Origin of the sequence: Pseudomonas sp. BF-R-01 (genome assembly GCF_019946615.1) — a bacterium.
GTDB classification, from domain to species: domain Bacteria; phylum Pseudomonadota; class Gammaproteobacteria; order Pseudomonadales; family Pseudomonadaceae; genus Aquipseudomonas; species Aquipseudomonas migulae.
Genome location: NZ_JAGYFX010000068.1, coordinates 1 through 18,321, shown reverse-complemented (window position 1 = coordinate 18,321; position 18,321 = coordinate 1). Strand labels below are relative to the sequence as shown.

Annotated in this window: 16 protein-coding genes; 4 read left to right on the top strand and 12 right to left on the bottom strand. The window is 61.5% G+C overall.

All coding sequences use genetic code 11. From position 1 onward, the window contains the following. Positions 1–27: 27 nt before the first annotated feature. The 5 genes from KGB27_RS21910 to KGB27_RS21890 form a co-directional block, all read right to left on the bottom strand. Positions 28–1,053, bottom strand: a complete 1,026-nt coding sequence (locus tag KGB27_RS21910) for a putative 2-aminoethylphosphonate ABC transporter substrate-binding protein (protein WP_223556341.1) — start codon at positions 1,051–1,053, stop codon at positions 28–30. Between the two features lie 40 nt (positions 1,054–1,093). Further along, entirely contained in the window at positions 1,094–2,818 is a 1,725-nt protein-coding gene (locus tag KGB27_RS21905) for a putative 2-aminoethylphosphonate ABC transporter permease subunit (protein ID WP_008040772.1), read from the bottom strand. Further along, positions 2,818–3,894 carry a putative 2-aminoethylphosphonate ABC transporter ATP-binding protein gene (locus KGB27_RS21900; RefSeq protein WP_008026095.1) on the bottom strand — a complete coding sequence of 359 codons (1,077 nt, stop codon included), beginning with the start codon at positions 3,892–3,894 and terminating at the stop codon, positions 2,818–2,820. Before KGB27_RS21900 ends, KGB27_RS21905 begins: the two co-directional genes overlap by 1 nt. Positions 3,895–4,117: 223 nt before the next feature. Next, the gene (locus KGB27_RS21895) at positions 4,118–4,981 is read right to left on the bottom strand and encodes a LysR family transcriptional regulator (protein WP_008026094.1); all 864 of its coding nucleotides are present in this window, start codon (positions 4,979–4,981) and stop codon (positions 4,118–4,120) included. 16 nt (positions 4,982–4,997) lie between these two features. Then, a complete protein-coding gene (locus KGB27_RS21890) occupies positions 4,998–7,253 on the bottom strand; it encodes a heavy metal translocating P-type ATPase (protein ID WP_223556340.1) in 2,256 nt (751 codons plus the stop codon). 84 nt (positions 7,254–7,337) lie between these two features. Between KGB27_RS21890 and cadR the strand changes: the two genes are divergently transcribed. Further along, complete coding sequence (cadR, locus tag KGB27_RS21885) at positions 7,338–7,787, top strand: Cd(II)/Pb(II)-responsive transcriptional regulator (protein WP_008040770.1); 450 nt, start codon at positions 7,338–7,340, stop codon at positions 7,785–7,787. A gap of 101 nt (positions 7,788–7,888) precedes the next feature. Here the strand turns inward: cadR and KGB27_RS21880 are convergent, their stop codons facing one another. From KGB27_RS21880 to KGB27_RS21870, 3 genes are all read right to left on the bottom strand, one after another. Further along, positions 7,889–8,860: a thymidylate synthase gene (locus tag KGB27_RS21880; protein ID WP_008026091.1), complete on the bottom strand. Its 972-nt coding sequence runs from the start codon at positions 8,858–8,860 to the stop codon at positions 7,889–7,891. A gap of 48 nt (positions 8,861–8,908) precedes the next feature. Further along, positions 8,909–9,721, bottom strand: a complete 813-nt coding sequence (gene lgt / locus KGB27_RS21875; RefSeq protein ID WP_008026090.1) for a prolipoprotein diacylglyceryl transferase — start codon at positions 9,719–9,721, stop codon at positions 8,909–8,911. Between the two features lie 83 nt (positions 9,722–9,804). Further along, a complete protein-coding gene (locus tag KGB27_RS21870; protein ID WP_008026089.1) occupies positions 9,805–10,587 on the bottom strand; it encodes a sulfite exporter TauE/SafE family protein in 783 nt (260 codons plus the stop codon). A gap of 120 nt (positions 10,588–10,707) precedes the next feature. Here KGB27_RS21870 and KGB27_RS21865 point away from each other — a divergent pair, with 120 nt between their 5' ends. Beyond that, positions 10,708–11,454, top strand: coding sequence for an NRDE family protein (locus tag KGB27_RS21865; RefSeq protein ID WP_223556339.1), 747 nt, complete (start codon positions 10,708–10,710; stop codon positions 11,452–11,454). 109 nt (positions 11,455–11,563) lie between these two features. Here the strand turns inward: KGB27_RS21865 and ptsP are convergent, their stop codons facing one another. Together ptsP and KGB27_RS21855 are read right to left on the bottom strand one after the other, a co-directional pair. Continuing rightward, entirely contained in the window at positions 11,564–13,843 is a 2,280-nt protein-coding gene (gene ptsP / locus KGB27_RS21860) for a phosphoenolpyruvate--protein phosphotransferase (RefSeq protein WP_008026086.1), read from the bottom strand. 22 nt (positions 13,844–13,865) lie between these two features. Next, positions 13,866–14,345 (bottom strand): RNA pyrophosphohydrolase, encoded by a 480-nt coding sequence (locus KGB27_RS21855; protein ID WP_007897732.1) that lies wholly within the window; start codon positions 14,343–14,345, stop codon positions 13,866–13,868. Between the two features lie 143 nt (positions 14,346–14,488). On the opposite strand from KGB27_RS21855, the gene KGB27_RS21850 reads away from it, so the two are divergent. Continuing rightward, positions 14,489–15,145: an HAD family hydrolase gene (locus tag KGB27_RS21850; RefSeq protein WP_223556337.1), complete on the top strand. Its 657-nt coding sequence runs from the start codon at positions 14,489–14,491 to the stop codon at positions 15,143–15,145. 113 nt (positions 15,146–15,258) lie between these two features. Here KGB27_RS21850 and KGB27_RS21845 read toward each other — a convergent pair whose 3' ends face one another. Further along, entirely contained in the window at positions 15,259–15,684 is a 426-nt protein-coding gene (locus tag KGB27_RS21845; RefSeq protein ID WP_008026082.1) for a DUF2269 domain-containing protein, read from the bottom strand. 39 nt (positions 15,685–15,723) lie between these two features. After that, complete coding sequence (ilvA, locus tag KGB27_RS21840) at positions 15,724–17,238, bottom strand: threonine ammonia-lyase, biosynthetic (RefSeq protein ID WP_008026079.1); 1,515 nt, start codon at positions 17,236–17,238, stop codon at positions 15,724–15,726. 302 nt (positions 17,239–17,540) lie between these two features. Here ilvA and rpiA point away from each other — a divergent pair, with 302 nt between their 5' ends. Then, a complete protein-coding gene (rpiA, locus tag KGB27_RS21835) occupies positions 17,541–18,215 on the top strand; it encodes a ribose-5-phosphate isomerase RpiA (RefSeq protein WP_008026076.1) in 675 nt (224 codons plus the stop codon). Positions 18,216–18,321: the final 106 nt, after the last annotated feature.

Here is an 18,321-nt window from a genome sequence, read left to right as displayed (position 1 = left end):
GAAGGGGCCCGTCAGCCGATGAAAATCTTACTTGGCAGCCACTTTCTCGGACTTGCCGTCATAGCGCTTGCGCCACTCGGTCAGGATTTCGTCGCGATTCTTCGACGCCCAGGCGAAGTCGTTCTTGATCAGGCGCTGCTCGTAATCAGCCGGCAATTCAGTCTGCGGCTTGGCGATACCCGGCTGAGCGAGGACGGCGAAGTTCTCTTTGTACAGCTCCATCGCTGCAGGGCTGGCCGAGAAGTCAGCCAGTTGCTTCGCCGCGTCTTCATGCGGTGTGCCCTTGATCACCGCCGTCGCTTCGATCTCCCAACCCAGGCCTTCTTTCGGCAGGATGATGTCCAGCGGTGCGCCCTGGCGCTTCAACTGAACGGCCGGGTATTCAAAGGAAATACCAATCGGGAATTCACCCGCCGCTGCCAGTTTGCAAGGCTTGGAACCGGAGTGAACGTACTGGCCGATGTTCTGGTGCAGGTCGTCCATGTACTGCCAGCCCTGCTTCTCGCCGAAGGTTTGCAGCCAGGCGCTGACGTCGAGGAAACCGGTGCCGGACGAGGCAGGGTTCGGCATCACGATCTTGCCTTTGTACTCAGGCTTGGTCAGGTCCTGCCAGCTCACGGGCTTGGTCAAACCCTGCTTCTCGGCTTCGACGGTGTTGAAGCAAATGGTCGCGGCCCAGACGTCCATGCCAACCCAGGCTGGCGGGTTGGCGGCATCGCGGTAGTTGCCGCCGATTTTGCCGAGGTCCTTCGGCGCGTAGCTTTGCAGCATGCCTTGCTGATCGAGAATCGCCAGGCTCGACGCGGCCAGGCCCCAGACGGCGTCAGCCTGCGGGCGGGCTTTTTCGGCCAGCAGTTTCGCGGTGATGATGCCGGTGGAATCGCGCACCCACTTGATCTCGACGTCCGGGTTGGCTTTTTCGAAGGCTTCTTTGTAGGTCTTCAGTTGTTCGGCTTCGAGGGCGGTGTACACCGTCAACTCAGTTTTCGCCGCGAAGGCGTTCAGGCTGAAAGCGGTGAGGACAGCAGCGGCCAGGGCCAGGGGCTTGAACATGATCTTTTCCTGTTTTGAGTTGAGGTTGCGGGAGTGGAAATCAGTGACCGGGGGCGGTCTGCCGCCAGGCTTGGGAGCGGCGCAGCAAACCGCGCGAGGCCCAGGCCAGCAGCAGGGACACGCCCGCCGAGGTGAACAGAATCAGGGTCGACATCGCCGCCGCGCCGCCGACGTTGCCGGCGTCGTCCATGTTCAGCACCGCCACCGCCGCGAGGATGGTGTCGGGGCTGTAGAGGAAGATCGCCGCCGAAACGGTGGTCATGGCCGAGACGAACAGGTAGCGCACGATATCCAGCAGCGCCGGCAGGCAGATCGGCACGGTGACCCGCAGGTAATGCCGGTACAGCGGCGCCTTGAGCGACAGCGCGGCGGCTTCGAACTCGGCGTCGAGTTGGCGCAGCGCCGTGGTCGCGGTCATTTGCGCGGTGGTCAGATAGTGAGCAATGGTGCAGACCACCAGCAGGGTCATGGTCCCGTAGAGCACATGCAGCGGGTTGTCGCTGAGGTTGAAGAAGAAGACATAACCCAGGCCCAGCACCAGACCCGGCACCGCCATCGGTACGAAACTGAGCATGCGCAATGTCAGATTCAGTCCGCGCTGGCCCTTGGTTTTTTCCATCAGGTAGGCGCCGGTGAAGATCAGCACGCTGCCGATCAACGCCGTGCACAGGGCCATCTTCACGCTGTTGCCGTAGGCCAGCCAACCGCCGCCCGCCGTGTCGTTGAACTGGTAATGATTGAGCGACAGCGACAGGTTGTACGGCCAGAACTTCACCAGCGACGAGAACACCGCCATGCCGAACACCAGCAGCAACACCGCGCAGATCAGCAGCACGATGGCCAGGTAGCAGCCGTCGCGCAGTTTCGACGGTGCCGGTTGAAAGACCTGCGCCCGACCGCTCATGGAATCACCGTGACGCCGGCGCAGCCACGCATCGACCCCGAAGCTGAACAGCGCCGGCAGCAGCAGGACCATGCCGATCAACGCACCGCGACCGAATTGTTGCTGACCAACCACGGCTTTGTAGGCTTCCAGCGCCAACACCTGATAGTCGCCGCCGACCACCACGGGCACGCCGAAGTCAGTGATGGTCAGGGTGAAAACAAGACAGAACGCAGCGAACACCGCCTGACGCGTCGCCGGCCAGGTGATGCTGCGGAAGGCTTTCGCCGGACTGGCGCCCATGCTGGAGGCGGCATCGAACAGTCGCGCATCCGCCAGGGACAGCGCCGACAGCAGAATCATCAAGGCGTGTGGGAAGGTGTAGATGACCTCACCGAGAACAATGCCCCAGAAGCCGTAGATATTGTCCGAGAGCAAACCGCGCAACATGCCTTGGTTACCAAACAGATAAACCAGCGCAATGCCCGGCAACATCGACGGCGCCATCAATGGCAACAGCGACATTCCACGCCAGATAGCTTTGCCCGGAATCAGGGTGCGTTGCAGCGCGTAGGCAAACAGGTAGGCCAGCGGTACGACAATCGCTGCGACGCTGAGGGACACTTTCAGGCTATTGCCGAGCAACCAGTGGAAATTCGCACTGGTGACCAGTTCACGCGCAGCCACCAGACCACCGCCCTGCCCGGCCTCCGAACTGAAGCCACGCCAGAAGATCGCCAGCAACGGCATCAGCACTGCGACGCCGAGCAACACCAGCAAAAGGACTTTGCCGCCGACCACGAACACCCGGTCGCCGATCTCGGCACGGGAGGTCTGCCGAACCTGCTTGTGCGGTATCGGCAGCGCGATGTTCGCGCTCATCAGGCAAACACCTGCAGGCTGCGCGGCGGCAAGGCGACCATGATCTGCTGCGCGCCGAGACGCGGCATGGCTTCTGGTGCCAGTTCTGCCAGCAGTGCGTGACCCGGCAGTTGATCGAGTTCGAAGCTCATGCGGCAGCGGTTGCCGAGAAAGGTGATTTCACGAACCTTGGCCGGGAACAGGTTTTCTTCATGCACCAGCGGGTTGACGTTGATCGCCTCGGGCCGGCAGAACAAACGACCCGACGCGGTTTTCGCGCTGCCATCCGCCAGACGCATGTTCATCCCGCCGACCTGCGCATGACTGTCGCTGCTGCGCTGGAAAGGCAGCCAGTTGCCCTGGCCGACAAACTCCGCCACGAACGGCGTGGCCGGGCGGTCGTAGATTTCCTGCGGCGTGGCGTATTGCTCGACCTTGCCGTTGTTCATCACGGCGATCCGGTCGGCCATCAGCATGGCCTCGTCCTGATTGTGGGTGACCATCAGCGTGGTGATGCCGAGGCTGCGCTGCAGTTGGCGCAGCTCGGTGCACAGGTGCTCGCGGACCCGGGCATCGAGGGCGGACATCGGCTCGTCCAGCAACAACAACGAAGGCGCCGGTGCCAGGGCGCGGGCCAGTGCGACACGTTGCTGCTGACCGCCGGATAATTGGCCGGGGTACTTTTTCTCACTGCCGGTCAGGCCGACCAGTTCCAGCATCTGACCGACGCGCTTGCGCACTTCATCGCGACCGCTGCCGGCGAGGCCGTAGGCAATGTTCGCTTCGACGGTGAGATTGGGGAACAACGCGTAGGACTGAAACAGAATGCCGTAGTCCCGCGCCTGAGGTGCCAGGTGCGAGACGTCGCGATCACCGAGGTACAACTCGCCGCTGTCCTGTTTCTCCAGACCGGCGATGCAACGTAGCAAGGTGGTCTTGCCACAGCCCGACGGCCCCAGCAGGCACACCAGTTCACCGGCCGCCACGTCGAGGGAAACGTTATCCAGCGCAGTGAAAGCGCCGAAGCGTTTCTGCACGCCGCGCACCTTCATCGGGGCGCCGGGGTTGGTCAGGGCAGTTGCGATCGAGTGGTTCATGGACGGGCCTCATCAAGCAGATGAAGGCCATCCTAGGGATGTAATGCGTCCGTCATGTGGCAGTGAGGCCAAAACGGCTGATAGTGGTATTCAAGGATTTGGGTTGGGGTTAATGGTGACTGGTCTGGCGCCTTCGCGGGCAAGCCTCGCTCCTACAGAGAAATGCGTTCCCCTGTAGGAGCGAGGCTTGCCCGCGAAGAGGCCCTCAGAGTCACCGCAAAACTCAGGCCGGGGCCATTTCCTGCGCCAACCCCAGAAACGCCGCCGGCAACCGCGCGCCTTTGCGCTCCTTGAGGCAGTACAAATACTCGGGAATCTGCGGCGCATTCTCGATGGTCAGCACGCGCAGCTGCGGATCGTGCGGTACTTCCTGCCGGGCAATGATGCTGATCCCGATGTTGCGCAGCACCGCCTCGCGGATCGATTCACGGCTGCCGATCTCCAGCAACGGGCCGAAACTCACCCCGGCACTGGCCAGCAATTCTTCGGTCAGGCGCCGAGTGGTCGAGCCTGACTCACGCATCAACAACGTATGCCCGGCCAACGCGCTGAGCGGCACATGATCGTGCACCGCCAACGGATGATTGCGATGCACCGCCAACACCAGCGGATCGCTGCCGAGCACCCGCCGAATCAGTCGCGCATCGTCGAGCAGTTGCGAGGACGCGGCGACATCCACCCGGTAATCCTCCAACGCCTCCAGCACCTGCTGCGAGTTGCCGATCTCCACCGACACTTCCACCTGCGGCAAGCGCTCGCGGAAGGTCTTCACCAGATCGAGGATGTAATACGGCGCCGTGGCGGCGATGCGCAAAGTGCCCTGGACCTGGCCGCTGTTACGCAGGAAAAACTCGATGTCGGCTTCCTGCTGCAACAGCGTCTTGACCATCGGCAGCAGCCGCGCACCTTCATCACTGACGCTGAGGCGGCGACCGCCCCGGTAGAACAGTTCAACCGAGTACTGGCTTTCCAGATTGCGGATTTGCGTGGTCACGGTGGGCTGGCTCAGGCCGAGCTTTTTCGCCGCCAGGGTAATGCTGCCCAGACGGGCCACCATGTAAAACGCCTTCAGCTCGGCACTCAGCACACCCGCTCCTCATCACTTACTTGCGCAACAGGCGCAAACCGTTGAACACCACCAACAGGCTCACGCCCATGTCAGCGAACACCGCCATCCACATGGTGGCAATCCCGGCGAAGGTTACCCCAAGAAAGATAGCCTTGATGACCAAAGCGAGGGCGATGTTCTGTTTGAGGATGCTCGACGTCTGCCGCGACAGGCGGATGAACGTGGGGATTTTGCGCAGATCGTCGTCCATCAGGGCGACATCGGCGGTTTCGATGGCGGTATCGGTGCCGGCGGCGGCCATGGCAAAACCGATTTCTGCCCGGGCCAGTGCCGGGGCATCGTTGATGCCGTCACCGACCATGCCGACGCTATGACCCTGTGCATAAAGGGCTTCGATGGCTTGCAGTTTATCGGTCGGCAGCAGGTCGCCCTTGGCTTCGTCGATGCCGACCTGTGCGGCAATCGCCTGCGCGGTGTGGACGTTGTCGCCAGTGAGCATCAGAGTTTTGATGCCCAGGTCGTGTAATTGCTGGATCGCCTCGCGACTGGACTCCTTGACCGTATCGGCCACGGCGAACAGCGCCAACGGGCCGGATTTGTCGAGCAGCAGCACCACCGACTTGCCCTGTTTTTCCAGCGCAAACAGCTTTTCTTCCAGGGCGGGCGAGCACAGGTTCAGCTCTTCGACCAAACGGTGGTTGCCCAAGTGGTAGACCTGACCGTTGATTTTACCGCGCACCCCGCGACCGGCCAAGGCTTCGAAGTTATCCACAACGAGCGGTGCAAAGGTTTTATCCACAGCGGCGTTGGCGATGGCCAGCGACACCGGGTGGTCCGAGCGCCCGGCCAATGCCGCCGCAATTCCCGGCGCAAAGGCATCAGCGGTTGGGTCAAGCGACAGGTAATCGGTCTGCACCGGTTTGCCGTGGGTAATCGTGCCGGTCTTGTCCAGCGCCAGGTAATCGAGCTTGTAACCGCCCTCCAGATAAACGCCGCCCTTGACCAGAATCCCTTTGCGCGCCGCCGCCGCGAGGCCGCTGACGATGGTCACTGGTGTCGAGATCACCAGCGCACACGGGCACGCGACCACCAGCAATACCAACGCGCGATAGATCCAGTCGAACCAGACCGCGCCCATGAACAGCGGCGCAATTACCGCGACGGCCAAGGCCAGGGCGAATACGGCCGGTGTGTAGATTTTTGAAAACTGATCAACGAAACGCTGAGTCGGTGCCCGTGCGCCTTGGGCCTGTTCGACGGCGTGGATGATCCGCGCGAGGGTCGAATTGTTGGCGGCGGCGGTGACGGAATACTCCAGAGAACCCGCCTGATTGATCGTGCCAGCAAACACTTTGTCGCCAAGCGTCTTCTCGACCGGCAGGCTTTCACCCGTGATCGGTGCCTGATCGATGGTTGAACTGCCCGCCACCACTTCACCGTCCAGGCCAATCCGCTCGCCGGGCCGCACCCGCACCCGCGCGCCCAGCTCGATGGTTTTGACGTCCTGCAAAACCCAACTGCCATCGGCCTGCAACACCGTGGCCTGCTCCGGGGTCATCTGCATCAAACCGCTGATGGCGTTGCGCGCACGGTCCAGGGACTTGGCCTCGATCAACTCGGCCACGGTGAACAGGAACATCACCATCGCCGCTTCCGGCCACTGCCCGATCAGGATCGCGCCGGTCACCGCGATGCTCATCAACGCGTTGATGTTGAGGTTGAGGTTTTTCAGGGCGATCCAGCCCTTTTTGTAAGTGCTGAGGCCGCCGCTGAGGATCGAGACCAGCGCGATAACCGCCACGACCCAGTTGGGCGCTGCGTCGGTGAAGTGGATCACTTCGGCAGCGAGCGCGGTCACGCCGGACAACGCCAGTGGCCACCACGGTTTTTTCTCAGGTGCCGGGGCGGGTGCTTCGACGCCCTGCTCCAGCGGCTCGGCAACCATGCCCAGCGACTTGATCGCGTCGATGATCGGCGCGGTGCTCGGCAAGTCATGAGTGACGCCCAGCACGCGGTTGATCAGGTTGAATTCCAGCTGCTGCACACCGGCGAGCTTGCCCAGTTTGTTCTGGATCAGCGTCTGCTCGGTCGGGCAGTCCATCGCGTCGATGCGGAAACTGCTCAGCCGCGCGTTGGCGGTGGACGTTTCGCTGAGCTTGATCAGCGACGGTGCCGCCGCTTTGGAAGAGCAGCAGGAATCCCCGTGACCGCCATGGTCATGTTTCTGTACAGGCTGCAGTTTGTGGCTGTGACCAGCCTCGTGTGTGTGATCGTGTCGGGAATCGCTCATCAGGTCGCGTCCATAAGGTGCCTGTTGCCAAGTAAAGACCCTGTAGCCACTATAGGGTCAAGCACCCTTTTGGAGATTGCCGTCATGAAGATCGGAGAACTGGCCAGGCTCACGGACTGCGCCGTGGAAACCATTCGCTACTACGAGCGCGAAAACCTGCTGCCGGAACCGGCCCGCAGCGACGGCAACTACCGCGTCTACACCCAGGCCCACGCCGAGCGCCTGACCTTCATCCGCAACTGCCGCACCCTCGACATGACGCTCGAGGAAATCCGCAGCCTGCTGGCCTTGCGCGACAGTCCGCAGGATCAGTGTGAAAGCGTGAATGCGCTGATCGACGAGCACATTCATCACGTGAAAGCGCGGATCGACGGCTTGCTGGCGTTACAGGCACAACTGCTCGACCTGCGCCAACGCTGTGGCGAAGGGCCGGATATCGATCAATGCGGGATTTTGCAGCGGTTGGAAGTGAGTGGAGGGGTGGTGGCGACGGAGGTTGAGCATTCGCATGTGGGCCGCAGTCATGGGCATTGAGGGCCTCTTCGCGGGCAAGCCTCGCTCCTACAGATTTACACTAACCCGTAGGAGCGAGGCTTGCCCGCGAACACCGCGAACACCGCGAAGCGGTGCCCGTCTCAGACAGCCATCGGCGCCGTCATCGGCGCATGGTGCTGATAACCCTCAAGCGAAAAATCACCCGGTTCGATCAACTCCAGCCACTCCGGCTGATAAACGCCCGTCTTGGCAAACTCCGGCACACGATCACTGATCACCAGCTTCGGCATCGGGAACGGCTCGCGCTTGAGCTGTTCGTTCAGCATGTCCAGATGGTTTTCGTAGACGTGCGCGTCACCGATGAAATAGGTGAACCAGCGCGGCGTATAACCGGTCAGGCGACCGATCAGGCTCAGCAACGCAGCGCCTTCGGTGAGGTTGAACGGCGTGCCCAGGCCCAGGTCGTTGGAGCGGATGTAGAGGGTCAGGGAAATTTCCTTGGTCTCGACATTCGGGTGGAACTGGTACAGCAGGTGGCACGGCGGCAGGGCCATTTCATCAAGCTGCGCAACGTTCCAGCCGTGGAACAGGATGCGGCGGCTGCCCGGGTCCTTGATGATGGTGTCGACGCACTGGCGGATCTGATCGATCGCCTTGTACAGCACCACGTAAGCCTGGCCGTCTTCTTCGCCTTCAGCGATCTGGCGGTAACCTTGCTTCAGGGTCTGCTCGATGGCGGCCTGGTTGCTGACCGGGATCTGTTTGTACGCCGGCCATTTGCGCCATTGCACGCCGTAGATCTCACCGAGGTCGTCTTCACCCTGGCGGAACGGGTTGGCCAGCCATTGCGCGTTTTCGTTGGCGTTCTGGTCCCAGACCTTGCAGCCCAGCGCACGGAATTCGGCGGCGTTGTTCACCCCACGCAGAAAACCGCACATCTCGCCGATGGCCGATTTGAAGGCCATCTTGCGCGTGGTGATCGCCGGAAAACCTTCTTGCAGGTCATAACGCAGCATCGCGCCCGGAAAACTGATGGTGTTCACGCCAGTGCGGTTGGCCTGTTTGGTGCCGTTCTTGATGACGTGGGCGACCAGTTCGAGATATTGCTTCATGAGTTACCTGTGTCCTTGAACCCGGGACCAAAGCCCCGGGGTTCGAATTTATACGGCTGCCGCTGGAGTCGCCGGGGCGCGGTGATACGCCAGCCAGATCAGGAACAGCCCGCCGACGATCATCGGCACGCAGAGCACCTGGCCCATGGTCAGCCAGTTCCAGGCCAGATAGCCCAGTTGCGCGTCCGGTACGCGGACGAATTCGACGATGAAACGGAAGATGCCATAGAACAGCGCGAACATCCCGGACACCGCCATGGTCGGCCGTGGCTTGCGCGAGAACAGCCACAGGATCAGGAACAGCGCGACGCCTTCCAGCGCGAACTGATACAGCTGCGACGGGTGACGCGGCAACTGCGCCGGATCGCTGAACGGCGGGAAGATCATCGCCCACGGCACGTCGGTCGCCTTGCCCCACAATTCGGCGTTGATGAAGTTGCCGATACGCCCGGCGCCCAGGCCGATCGGCACCATCGGCGCGACGAAATCCATCAGCTGGAAGAACGACTTGTTGTTCTTTTTACCAAACCACAACGCCGCCAGCATCACGCCGATGAAGCCGCCGTGGAACGACATGCCACCCTTCCACACTTCGAAAATCAGCGTCGGGTTGGCCAGGTAAGCGTGCAGATCGTAGAACAGCACATAGCCCAGGCGCCCGCCGACGATAACGCCCATCGACATCCAGAAGACCATGTCGGAGAGTTTCTCCTTGGTCCAGGTCGGGTCGAAACGGTTGAGCCGGCGCGACGCCAGCAGCCACGCACCGCCGATGCCGATCAGGTACATCAAGCCGTACCAGTGGATTTTCAGCGGACCGATGGCCAGGGCCACCGGGTCGATCTGCGGGTAAGGCAGCATTGCGACTCCTCGTTAGAGTTGAAAGCTTCAAAATTCCCGGGCGACGCTGCCACCTCAGGATTAAGCCAGGATTGTGCGGTGCGTCAGATCAGAAAATTCAAACCCACGCAGAACAGCAAAGCGGCGAACAGTCTTTTCAGCAACTTCGGCGACAGGCTATGGGCCAATCGCGCACCGAGGCGGGCGAAGACCATGCTGGTCAGGGCGATCCCCAGCAGCGCCGGCAAATAAATAAAACCGAGACTATGGGCCGGCAGCAACGGATCGTGCCAGCCCAGAATCATGAAACTTAATGCACTGGCCAGCGCGATGGGCAGACCGCACGCCGAGGACGTGGCCACTGCTTGCTGCATCGGCACGCTGCGCCAGGTCAGGAACGGCACGGTCAGCGAACCGCCGCCAATCCCGAAAATCGCCGACGCCCAGCCAATCACACTGCCGGCCACGGTCAGGCCGACTTTACCCGGCACCGTTCGGCTGGCCTTGGGTTTGACGTCCAGCATCAACTGCACGGCGATGACCAGGGCAAATACGCCGATGATTTTCTGCAGGTTTGGCCCGGAGATCGCTTCGGCTGTCAGCGCGCCGAACCCGGCGCCGAGCAGGATGCCGACGGTCATCCAGGCAAAAATCGGCCAACGCACGGCACCGCGGCGATGATGCTCGCGCACTGCGTTGACCGAGGTAAAGATGATCGTAGCCAGGGATGTGCCGACCGCCAGATGCGTCAGGATCGAGGCGTCGAAACCCTGCAAGGTGAAACTGAACACCAGCACCGGCACGATGATAATTCCGCCGCCGACGCCGAACAGGCCGGCCAGCACGCCTGCACAGGCGCCGAGCGCCAGATAGAGCAGAAATTCCATGTACGACCCCCAAAGAAGAGCGGCATGGTAACGGATGCATGGCCTTCGGCTCCACTGGATGGCGATGGATACCCGCACAATGACTGCGTAGAGTGGGCAAAAACACACAAGGACCACCTTATGTGCCTGATTGTCTTTGCCTGGCGCCCGGGCCACGCCCAGCCGCTGATCGTCGCCGCCAACCGTGACGAATTCTATGCCCGGCCCAGTCTGCCCTTGGCGCAATGGCCCGAAGCACCGCACGTCTACGCCGGTCGTGATCTGGAAGCCGGCGGCACCTGGCTCGGTGTCGGCGCCAACGGGCGCTTTGCGGCGCTGACCAATATTCGCGATCCCCATCAACCGGCCGCTCGAAAATCCCGAGGCGAACTGGTTGCACGATTTCTCAGCGGCGACATGCCGATAGATGATTATTTGGACGACGTTGTCGGACGTTCGCTCGAATATGCCGGTTTTAACCTGCTGATCGGCAATGCCAATGAACTGTGGCACTTCAATGCCCGGGAGTCTGAAGCGGTGCTGCTGCCGGCCGGGGTGTATGGGTTATCGAATGCAGGCCTGGATACGCCGTGGCCGAAGTTGCTCAAGGCGCGAGCGGCGCTGGAGGCTGTTCTGGAGGATCCGCAGCCCGAGGCGTTATTGGCGTTGCTCAGTGATTCGCAGACAGCGCCTTTTGCCGAGCTGCCGGATACCGGGGTGGGTCTGGCGACCGAGTCGTTGTTATCGAGTGTGTTTATTGCCAGCCAGAGTTATGGGACGCGGGCGAGTACGGCGTTGATTGTTCAGGCGGATGGGACGCGGCTGATGGTCGAACGGAGTTTCGGGCCGTATGGCGGGCATTTGGGGGAAGTTGAGGTCAGAATTTAGCATTGTCTGATCCGGCCTCATCGCCAGCAGGCTGGCTCCCACAGGGGATTTGCGTCAAACACAAATCCAATGTGGGAGCCAGCCTGCTGGCGATGAGGCCATCAGCGTTTTAGAGGGCTTTGACCGCCGCCGGGCTGACCATCTTCGCCAACCCAAGGTTCTTCAGCGCCAGTTGCAGCGAGCTGTGGATAACTTGCGGGTTGTCGATGGTCATCAGCTCCGCGAGCAATTCCTTGGCCTTGCTCAGGTTGATCTGACGCAGCATCCACTTCACCTTCGGCAGGTTGGTGGCGTTCATCGACAAACTGTCGAAGCCCATCGCCATCAGCAGCACCGCCGCCGCCGGGTCACCCGCCATCTCGCCGCAGATGCTCACAGGCTTGCCTTCGGCATGGGCGTCACGCACTACGGTCTGCAACGCCTGTAGCACCGCCGGGTGCAAATAGTCGTAGAGGTCGGCCACTCGCGGGTTGTTGCGGTCAACGGCCAGCAGGTACTGGGTCAGGTCGTTGGAACCGACCGACAGGAAGTCCACTTGCCGCGCCAGTTCCTTGGTCTGATACACCGCCGCCGGAATCTCGATCATCACGCCAATCGGCGGCATCGGCACGTCGGTGCCTTCGTCGCGGACTTCGCCCCACGCCCGGTGAATCAGGTGCAAGGCTTCTTCCAGCTCATGGGTACCGGAGATCATCGGCAGCAGAATCCGCAGGTTGTTCAAGCCTTCGCTGGCCTTGAGCATGGCGCGGGTCTGCACCAGGAAGATTTCCGGGTGGTCGAGGGTGACGCGAATGCCGCGCCAGCCGAGGAACGGGTTGTCTTCCTTGATCGGGAAGTACGACAGCGACTTGTCGCCGCCGATGTCCAGGCTGCGCATGGTCACCGGTTGCGGGTGGAACGCGGCGAGCTGCTCGCGATAGATCGCCAGCTGCTCTTTTTCGCTCGGGAATCGCTGGTTGATCATGAACGGCACTTCGGTGCGGTAAAGACCGACACCTTCGGCGCCGCGCTTTTGCGCCCGCGCCACGTCCGCCAGCAGGCCGGTGTTGACCCACAGCGGCATGCGGTGACCGTCGAGGGTCACGCACGGCAGGTCGCGCAGGGAATCGAGACCGAGCGCCAGTTGTTTCTCTTCTTCCACCACCTCGGCGAACTGCTTGCGCAGCACATCGCTGGGGTTGGTGTAGACCTCGCCGCGATTGCCGTCGACGATCAATTCGATGCCATCGACCTTGGCATAAGGCAGGTCGACCAGGCCCATCACCGTCGGAATGCCCATCGCCCGGGCGAGGATCGCGACGTGGGAGTTACCTGAACCGAGGACCGAAACCAGACCGACCAGCGTGCCTTCCGGCACCTCGCCGAGCATCGCCGGCGTCAGTTCTTCGCTGACCAGAATGGTTTTTTCCGGGTAGACCAGGTTCTGCTGACGCTCTTCCTGCAAGTAGGCGAGCAGACGGCGGCCAAGGTCCTTGACGTCCGATGCGCGCTCACGCAGGTAGGCGTCGTCCATCAATTCGAAACGATTGACGTGCTCAGTGACCACCTGGCGCAGCGCGCCCTGGGCCCACTGACCGGTCTTGATCACCGTGGTCACTTCGCTGCCGAGCGCCTCGTCGGCGAGCATCATCAGGTAGACGTCGAACAAGGCGCGCTCTTCGGGGCGCAACTGCGAGGCCAGTTTGGCCGACAACGCACGCATGTCGGCGCGTACGCCTTCGATGGCGGTCTTGAACAACGCGAGTTCGGCGTCGATGTCGCTGATGGTCTTGTCCGGCACCACGTCCAGATCGGCCGGTGGCAGCATGACCACCGCCGTACCGACCGCCGCGCCCGGCGAACCCGGCACGCCGATGAACTTGGCTTCCTGGATGCCTTTGCCCTGACGGCCCAGGCCTCGGATCGAACCGGTGGCCTCGGCGTGGGCGATAACCCCGGCAAGTTGCGCGCTCATGGTCACGAGGAAGGCTTCTTCACCTTCATCGAACTGGCGGCGTTCTTTCTGCTGAATGACCAACACGCCGACAACGCGGCGGTGGTGGATGATCGGTGCCCCGAGGAATGAGGCGTAGCGCTCTTCACCGGTCTCGGCGAAGTAGCGGTAGCGCGGGTGATCCGCGGCGTTTTCGAGGTTCAGGGGTTCTTCACGCGTGCCGACCAGGCCGACCAGACCTTCGTTGGGTGCCATGCTGACTTTGCCGATCGAGCGCTTGTTCAAGCCCTCGGTCGCCATCAGCACGAAGCGGTTGGTCTCGGGGTCAAGCAGGTAGACCGAGCAGACCTGGCTGCCCATGGCCTCTTTGACGCGCAACACAATAATCCCCAACGCCGCCTTGAGATCCTTGGCGGAGTTAACTTCCTGGACGATCTTGCGCAGCGTATTGAGCATGGCTCGGGGTCGAACTCCGTCGTCAGTCGCGCGCTAAAAGGCGCGGGGCAAGCTCTTTGAGAGCGCGTCGATACACCTCGCGCTTGAATGTCACCACCTGGCCCAACGGATACCAATAACTGACCCAGCGCCAGCCATCGAATTCCGGTTTACCGGTCAAATCCATCCGCACCCGCTGCTCGTTGGAGATCAGGCGCAGGAGAAACCATTTCTGTTTCTGGCCGATGCACAGCGGTTGGCTGTGGGTACGGACCAGACGTTGCGGCAAACGATAGCGCAACCAGCCCCGGGTGCAGGCGAGAATTTCAACATCTTCGCGCTCCAGACCCACTTCTTCGTTCAACTCGCGGTACAAGGCGTCTTCCGGCGTCTCCTGGGGGTTGATACCACCCTGTGGAAACTGCCAGGCATCTTGATTGATACGGCGAGCCCATAGCACCTGTCCGGCATCATTCGTGAGAATGATCCCGACATTGGGGCGGAAACCATCGGGGTCGATCACGGCAACAACCTCGCAAACGCATGTCGCCGCATTGTTCCACAAAGGTTGTGAAGGCAGCAACGAGCCGGCCAACCTTATGTGCACTCTTGTGAAAAGTCCGTATTCTGGGCGCCTTTCTACAGACTTTTCAGCGAGTAACTGCAATGCGCCTGGCTTTATTCGACTTGGACAACACCCTTTTGGGCGGCGACAGTGACCACGCCTGGGGTGATTACCTGTGCGAACGCGGCTTCCTCGACGCCGTCGCCTACAAGACACGCAACGACGAGTTCTATCAGGATTACCTGGCCGGCAAGCTGGATAACGCCGCCTACCTGAACTTTTGCCTGGAAGTGCTCGGCCGTACCGAAATGGCCACGCTGGACCAGTGGCACAGCGATTACATGCGCGACTGCATCGAACCGATCGTGCTGCCCAAGGGACTTGAGCTGCTGAAGAAGCATCGCGATGCCGGCGACAAACTGGTGATCATCACGGCGACCAACCGTTTCGTCACAGGTCCGATTGCCGAGCGCCTGGGCGTTGAAACCCTGATCGCCACCGAGTGCGAGATGGTCGATGGCCGCTACACCGGGCGCAGCACCGACGTGCCGTGCTTCCGCGAAGGCAAGGTGACGCGGCTTAATCGTTGGCTGGAAGAAAACGGGCATTCGCTGGAAGACAGTTACTTCTACAGCGACTCGATGAATGATTTTCCGTTGCTGGAACAGGTGGCGAATCCGGTGGCGGTTGATCCGGACCCGAATTTGCGCGCCGAGGCCGAGAAGCGTGGCTGGCCTGTGATTTCGTTGCGTGACTGAAATCGCCTTCGCGGGCAAGCCTCGCTCCTACAGGTCATGCGTCAATTATGAAAATGACGCAAATCCCGTAGGAGCGAGGCTCGCCTGCGAAGGGGTCAACTCGGTTTCAAGCGTTAAACAGGCTTGGCACCCATCAACCCGGCAATGGCGATAAAGCAGACGAAGCTGAACAACGCCAGGGCGAAGGTAAACTTGCCGTTCCCCGCCGGCGCCTTGCGCAACTTGTTAAGCCGCACCAACAACCAGAACCACGCCAACGCCGCAACGGTGTAAAGCACACTCGACGCCAGCAACCACGTCTGCCCCAACGGCCAGCCCACCAGATGCACCATCCACCAGCCGGTGAACGGCATGCTCAGCAATGCCAGCCCCATCAACAACCAGATGAACACCCGAGGCCGTTGCAACGTGCGGCTGCCCGCCGTCGCGTCGCCATTACGCCGAGTTCGCCAGACCCAGATCCCCAGGCCCAGCGCACAGACCAGCAGCACAACCGTCGCCACCATGTGCGCCACTTTCAGGGCGGTTAACGTTTCCATTGTTCGACTTCCTTATGACCTGCCCATCAGCGTAGCCGCTCAGCCAAGAAACAGCTGATAGGCCGGATTGTCGCTTTCGTCCCAGTACGGGTAGCCGATTTCTTCCAGCGCCGCCGGCACCAGATGACGCTCTTCGTGAGGCACTTGCAGCCCTGCGACCACACGACCGTCCGCTGCGCCGTGGTTGCGGTAGTGGAACATCGAGATGTTCCAGCGCCCGCCGAGCTTGCTGAGGAAGTTGAACAGCGCGCCCGGTCGTTCCGGAAATTCGAAGCGCAGCACCACTTCATCCACCACCTGGGCCGCGCGGCCACCGACCATGTGCCGGATGTGCAACTTGGCCAGTTCGTTGTCGGTCAGGTCCAGCACCGGAAAACCCTGCTCGGTCAGACTGGCAAGCAGCGCACTGCGCGGATCGTTTTCCGGGTGCGTCTGCACGCCAACGAAGATGTGCGCTTCGCTGCCGGTGTTGTAGCGGTAGTTGAATTCGGTGATCTGGCGCTTGCCGATGGCTTCGCAGAACGCCTTGAAACTGCCCGGCTTCTCGGGGATGGTCACGGCGATGATGGCTTCGCGGCCCTCGCCCAGCTCGGCGCGTTCGGCGACGTGGCGCAAGCGGTCGAAGTTGACGTTGGCGCCGGAATCGATGGCCACAAAGGTGTGCCCGGTGACAGCGTGCTGCTCGACGTACTTCTTGATCCCGGCCACGCCCAGGGCGCCGGCAGGTTCAGTGATCGAGCGGGTATCGTCGTAGATATCCTTGATCGCCGCGCAGATCTCGTCGGTGCTGACCGTGATCACTTCATCGACATAGTCTTTGCAGATGTCGAACGTGTACTGACCAATCTGAGCGACCGCGACGCCGTCGGCGAAGAGGCCCACGGTCGGCAGCACCACGCGCTCGCCGGCGGCCATGGCGGCTTGCAGGCAATTGGAGTCGTCCGGCTCGACGCCGATGATCTTGATTTCCGGGCGCAGGTATTTCACGTACGCCGCGATACCGGCGATCAGACCGCCGCCGCCGACCGGAACGAAGATCGCATCCAGACGCCCAGGGTGCTGGCGCAGAATCTCCATGGCCACCGTGCCCTGCCCGGCAATGGTGTGGGGATCGTCGTACGGGTGAATGTAGACGTAGCCTTTTTCGTCGACCAGTTTCAGCGAGTAAGCCAGGGCTTCCGGGAACGAATCCCCGTGCAGCACCACTTTGCCACCACGGGAACGCACGCCTTCGACTTTGATTTCCGGGGTGGTCTTGGGCATGACGATGGTGGCTTTCACGCCGAGCACTTTCGCCGCCAGGGCCAGGCCCTGCGCGTGATTACCGGCCGAAGCCGTCACGACGCCGCGCGCGCGTTCTTCATCGCTCAACTGCGTGAGCTTGTTGTAGGCCCCGCGAATCTTGAACGAGAACACCGGCTGCAAGTCTTCACGCTTGAGCAAAATACTGTTGCCCAGCCGCTCGGAGAGCTGGCGGGCAGTCTGCAATGGGGTTTCTACGGCAACGTCATAAACGCGCGAGGTGAGGATCTTTTTGACGTACTGTTCGAGCATCGGAAAGCATCACTGAGCGGGTTGGGCAGGGCCAAGGAGTCTAACCCGGCTTTCGGGCGTGCGACCACACTAAACAGGTGGTTTTACCCTCCCCGGAACGGATCATGGACCTGTAGGAGCGAGGCTTGCCCGCGAAGAGGCCGGCACATCCAGAATAAATGTTGGCAGTAAGAACGCTTTCGCGGGCAAGCCTCGCTCCTACAGGTCACGGTGGCGGTCTGCCAATCGGGCAATGACCTTCCCCGTCCCGGGGCCTATAATGCCGGGCTTTCGTTCCCCCTCTTCGGCACTTCGGAGCCCGCATGACCCAGGATCAACTCAAACAGGCAGTGGCCCAGGCCGCCGTCGACTTCATCCTCCCGAAACTCGACGACAAGAGCATCGTCGGGGTCGGCACCGGCTCCACCGCCAACTGCTTCATCGACGCACTGGCGCAACACAAAGGCGCCTTCGACGGCGCAGTCGCCAGTTCCGAAGCCACCGCCGCACGCCTCAAGGGCCACGGTATTCCGGTGTATGAGCTGAATACCGTCAGCGACCTGGAGTTCTACGTCGACGGTGCCGACGAAAGCGACGAGCACCTGAACCTGATCAAGGGCGGCGGCGCAGCCCTGACCCGCGAGAAGATCGTTGCGGCCGTGGCCAAGACCTTCATCTGCATCGCCGATGGCAGCAAACTGGTGCCGGTGCTCGGCGCGTTCCCGCTGCCGGTCGAAGTGATCCCGATGGCCCGCAGCCACGTGGCCCGCGAGCTGGTGAAGCTCGGCGGCGACCCGGTTTACCGTGAAGGCGTGCTGACTGACAACGGCAACATCATTCTGGATGTGTTCAACATGCAGATCACCAACCCGGTGGAGCTGGAGACGCAGATCAATGCGATCGTCGGCGTGGTGACCAACGGTTTGTTCGCGGCGCGTCCTGCGGACCTGCTGTTGCTGGGCACCAGCGAAGGCGTCAAAACCCTGCGCGCGCAGTAAGCCAGACGCAAAACCCGTGTAGGAGCCGGCTTGCTGGCGATTGCGGTATGACATTCAACATTTAGATTGACTGTCGCACCGCTATCGCCAGCAAGCCGGCTCCTAC

Coding starts and splice junctions, on each gene's coding strand:
- lgt (WP_008026090.1), bottom strand. CDS start 9,721: ATGCTGCCTTACCCGCAGATCGACCCGGTGGCCCTGGCCATCGGTCCG.
- KGB27_RS21865 (WP_223556339.1), top strand. CDS start 10,708: ATGTGCCTGATTGTCTTTGCCTGGCGCCCGGGCCACGCCCAGCCGCTG.
- KGB27_RS21910 (WP_223556341.1), bottom strand. CDS start 1,053: ATGTTCAAGCCCCTGGCCCTGGCCGCTGCTGTCCTCACCGCTTTCAGC.
- KGB27_RS21880 (WP_008026091.1), bottom strand. CDS start 8,860: ATGAAGCAATATCTCGAACTGGTCGCCCACGTCATCAAGAACGGCACC.
- rpiA (WP_008026076.1), top strand. CDS start 17,541: ATGACCCAGGATCAACTCAAACAGGCAGTGGCCCAGGCCGCCGTCGAC.
- ptsP (WP_008026086.1), bottom strand. CDS start 13,843: ATGCTCAATACGCTGCGCAAGATCGTCCAGGAAGTTAACTCCGCCAAG.
- cadR (WP_008040770.1), top strand. CDS start 7,338: ATGAAGATCGGAGAACTGGCCAGGCTCACGGACTGCGCCGTGGAAACC.
- KGB27_RS21900 (WP_008026095.1), bottom strand. CDS start 3,894: ATGAACCACTCGATCGCAACTGCCCTGACCAACCCCGGCGCCCCGATG.
- KGB27_RS21905 (WP_008040772.1), bottom strand. CDS start 2,818: ATGAGCGCGAACATCGCGCTGCCGATACCGCACAAGCAGGTTCGGCAG.
- KGB27_RS21870 (WP_008026089.1), bottom strand. CDS start 10,587: ATGGAATTTCTGCTCTATCTGGCGCTCGGCGCCTGTGCAGGCGTGCTG.
- KGB27_RS21845 (WP_008026082.1), bottom strand. CDS start 15,684: ATGGAAACGTTAACCGCCCTGAAAGTGGCGCACATGGTGGCGACGGTT.
- KGB27_RS21850 (WP_223556337.1), top strand. CDS start 14,489: ATGCGCCTGGCTTTATTCGACTTGGACAACACCCTTTTGGGCGGCGAC.
- ilvA (WP_008026079.1), bottom strand. CDS start 17,238: ATGCTCGAACAGTACGTCAAAAAGATCCTCACCTCGCGCGTTTATGAC.
- KGB27_RS21890 (WP_223556340.1), bottom strand. CDS start 7,253: ATGAGCGATTCCCGACACGATCACACACACGAGGCTGGTCACAGCCAC.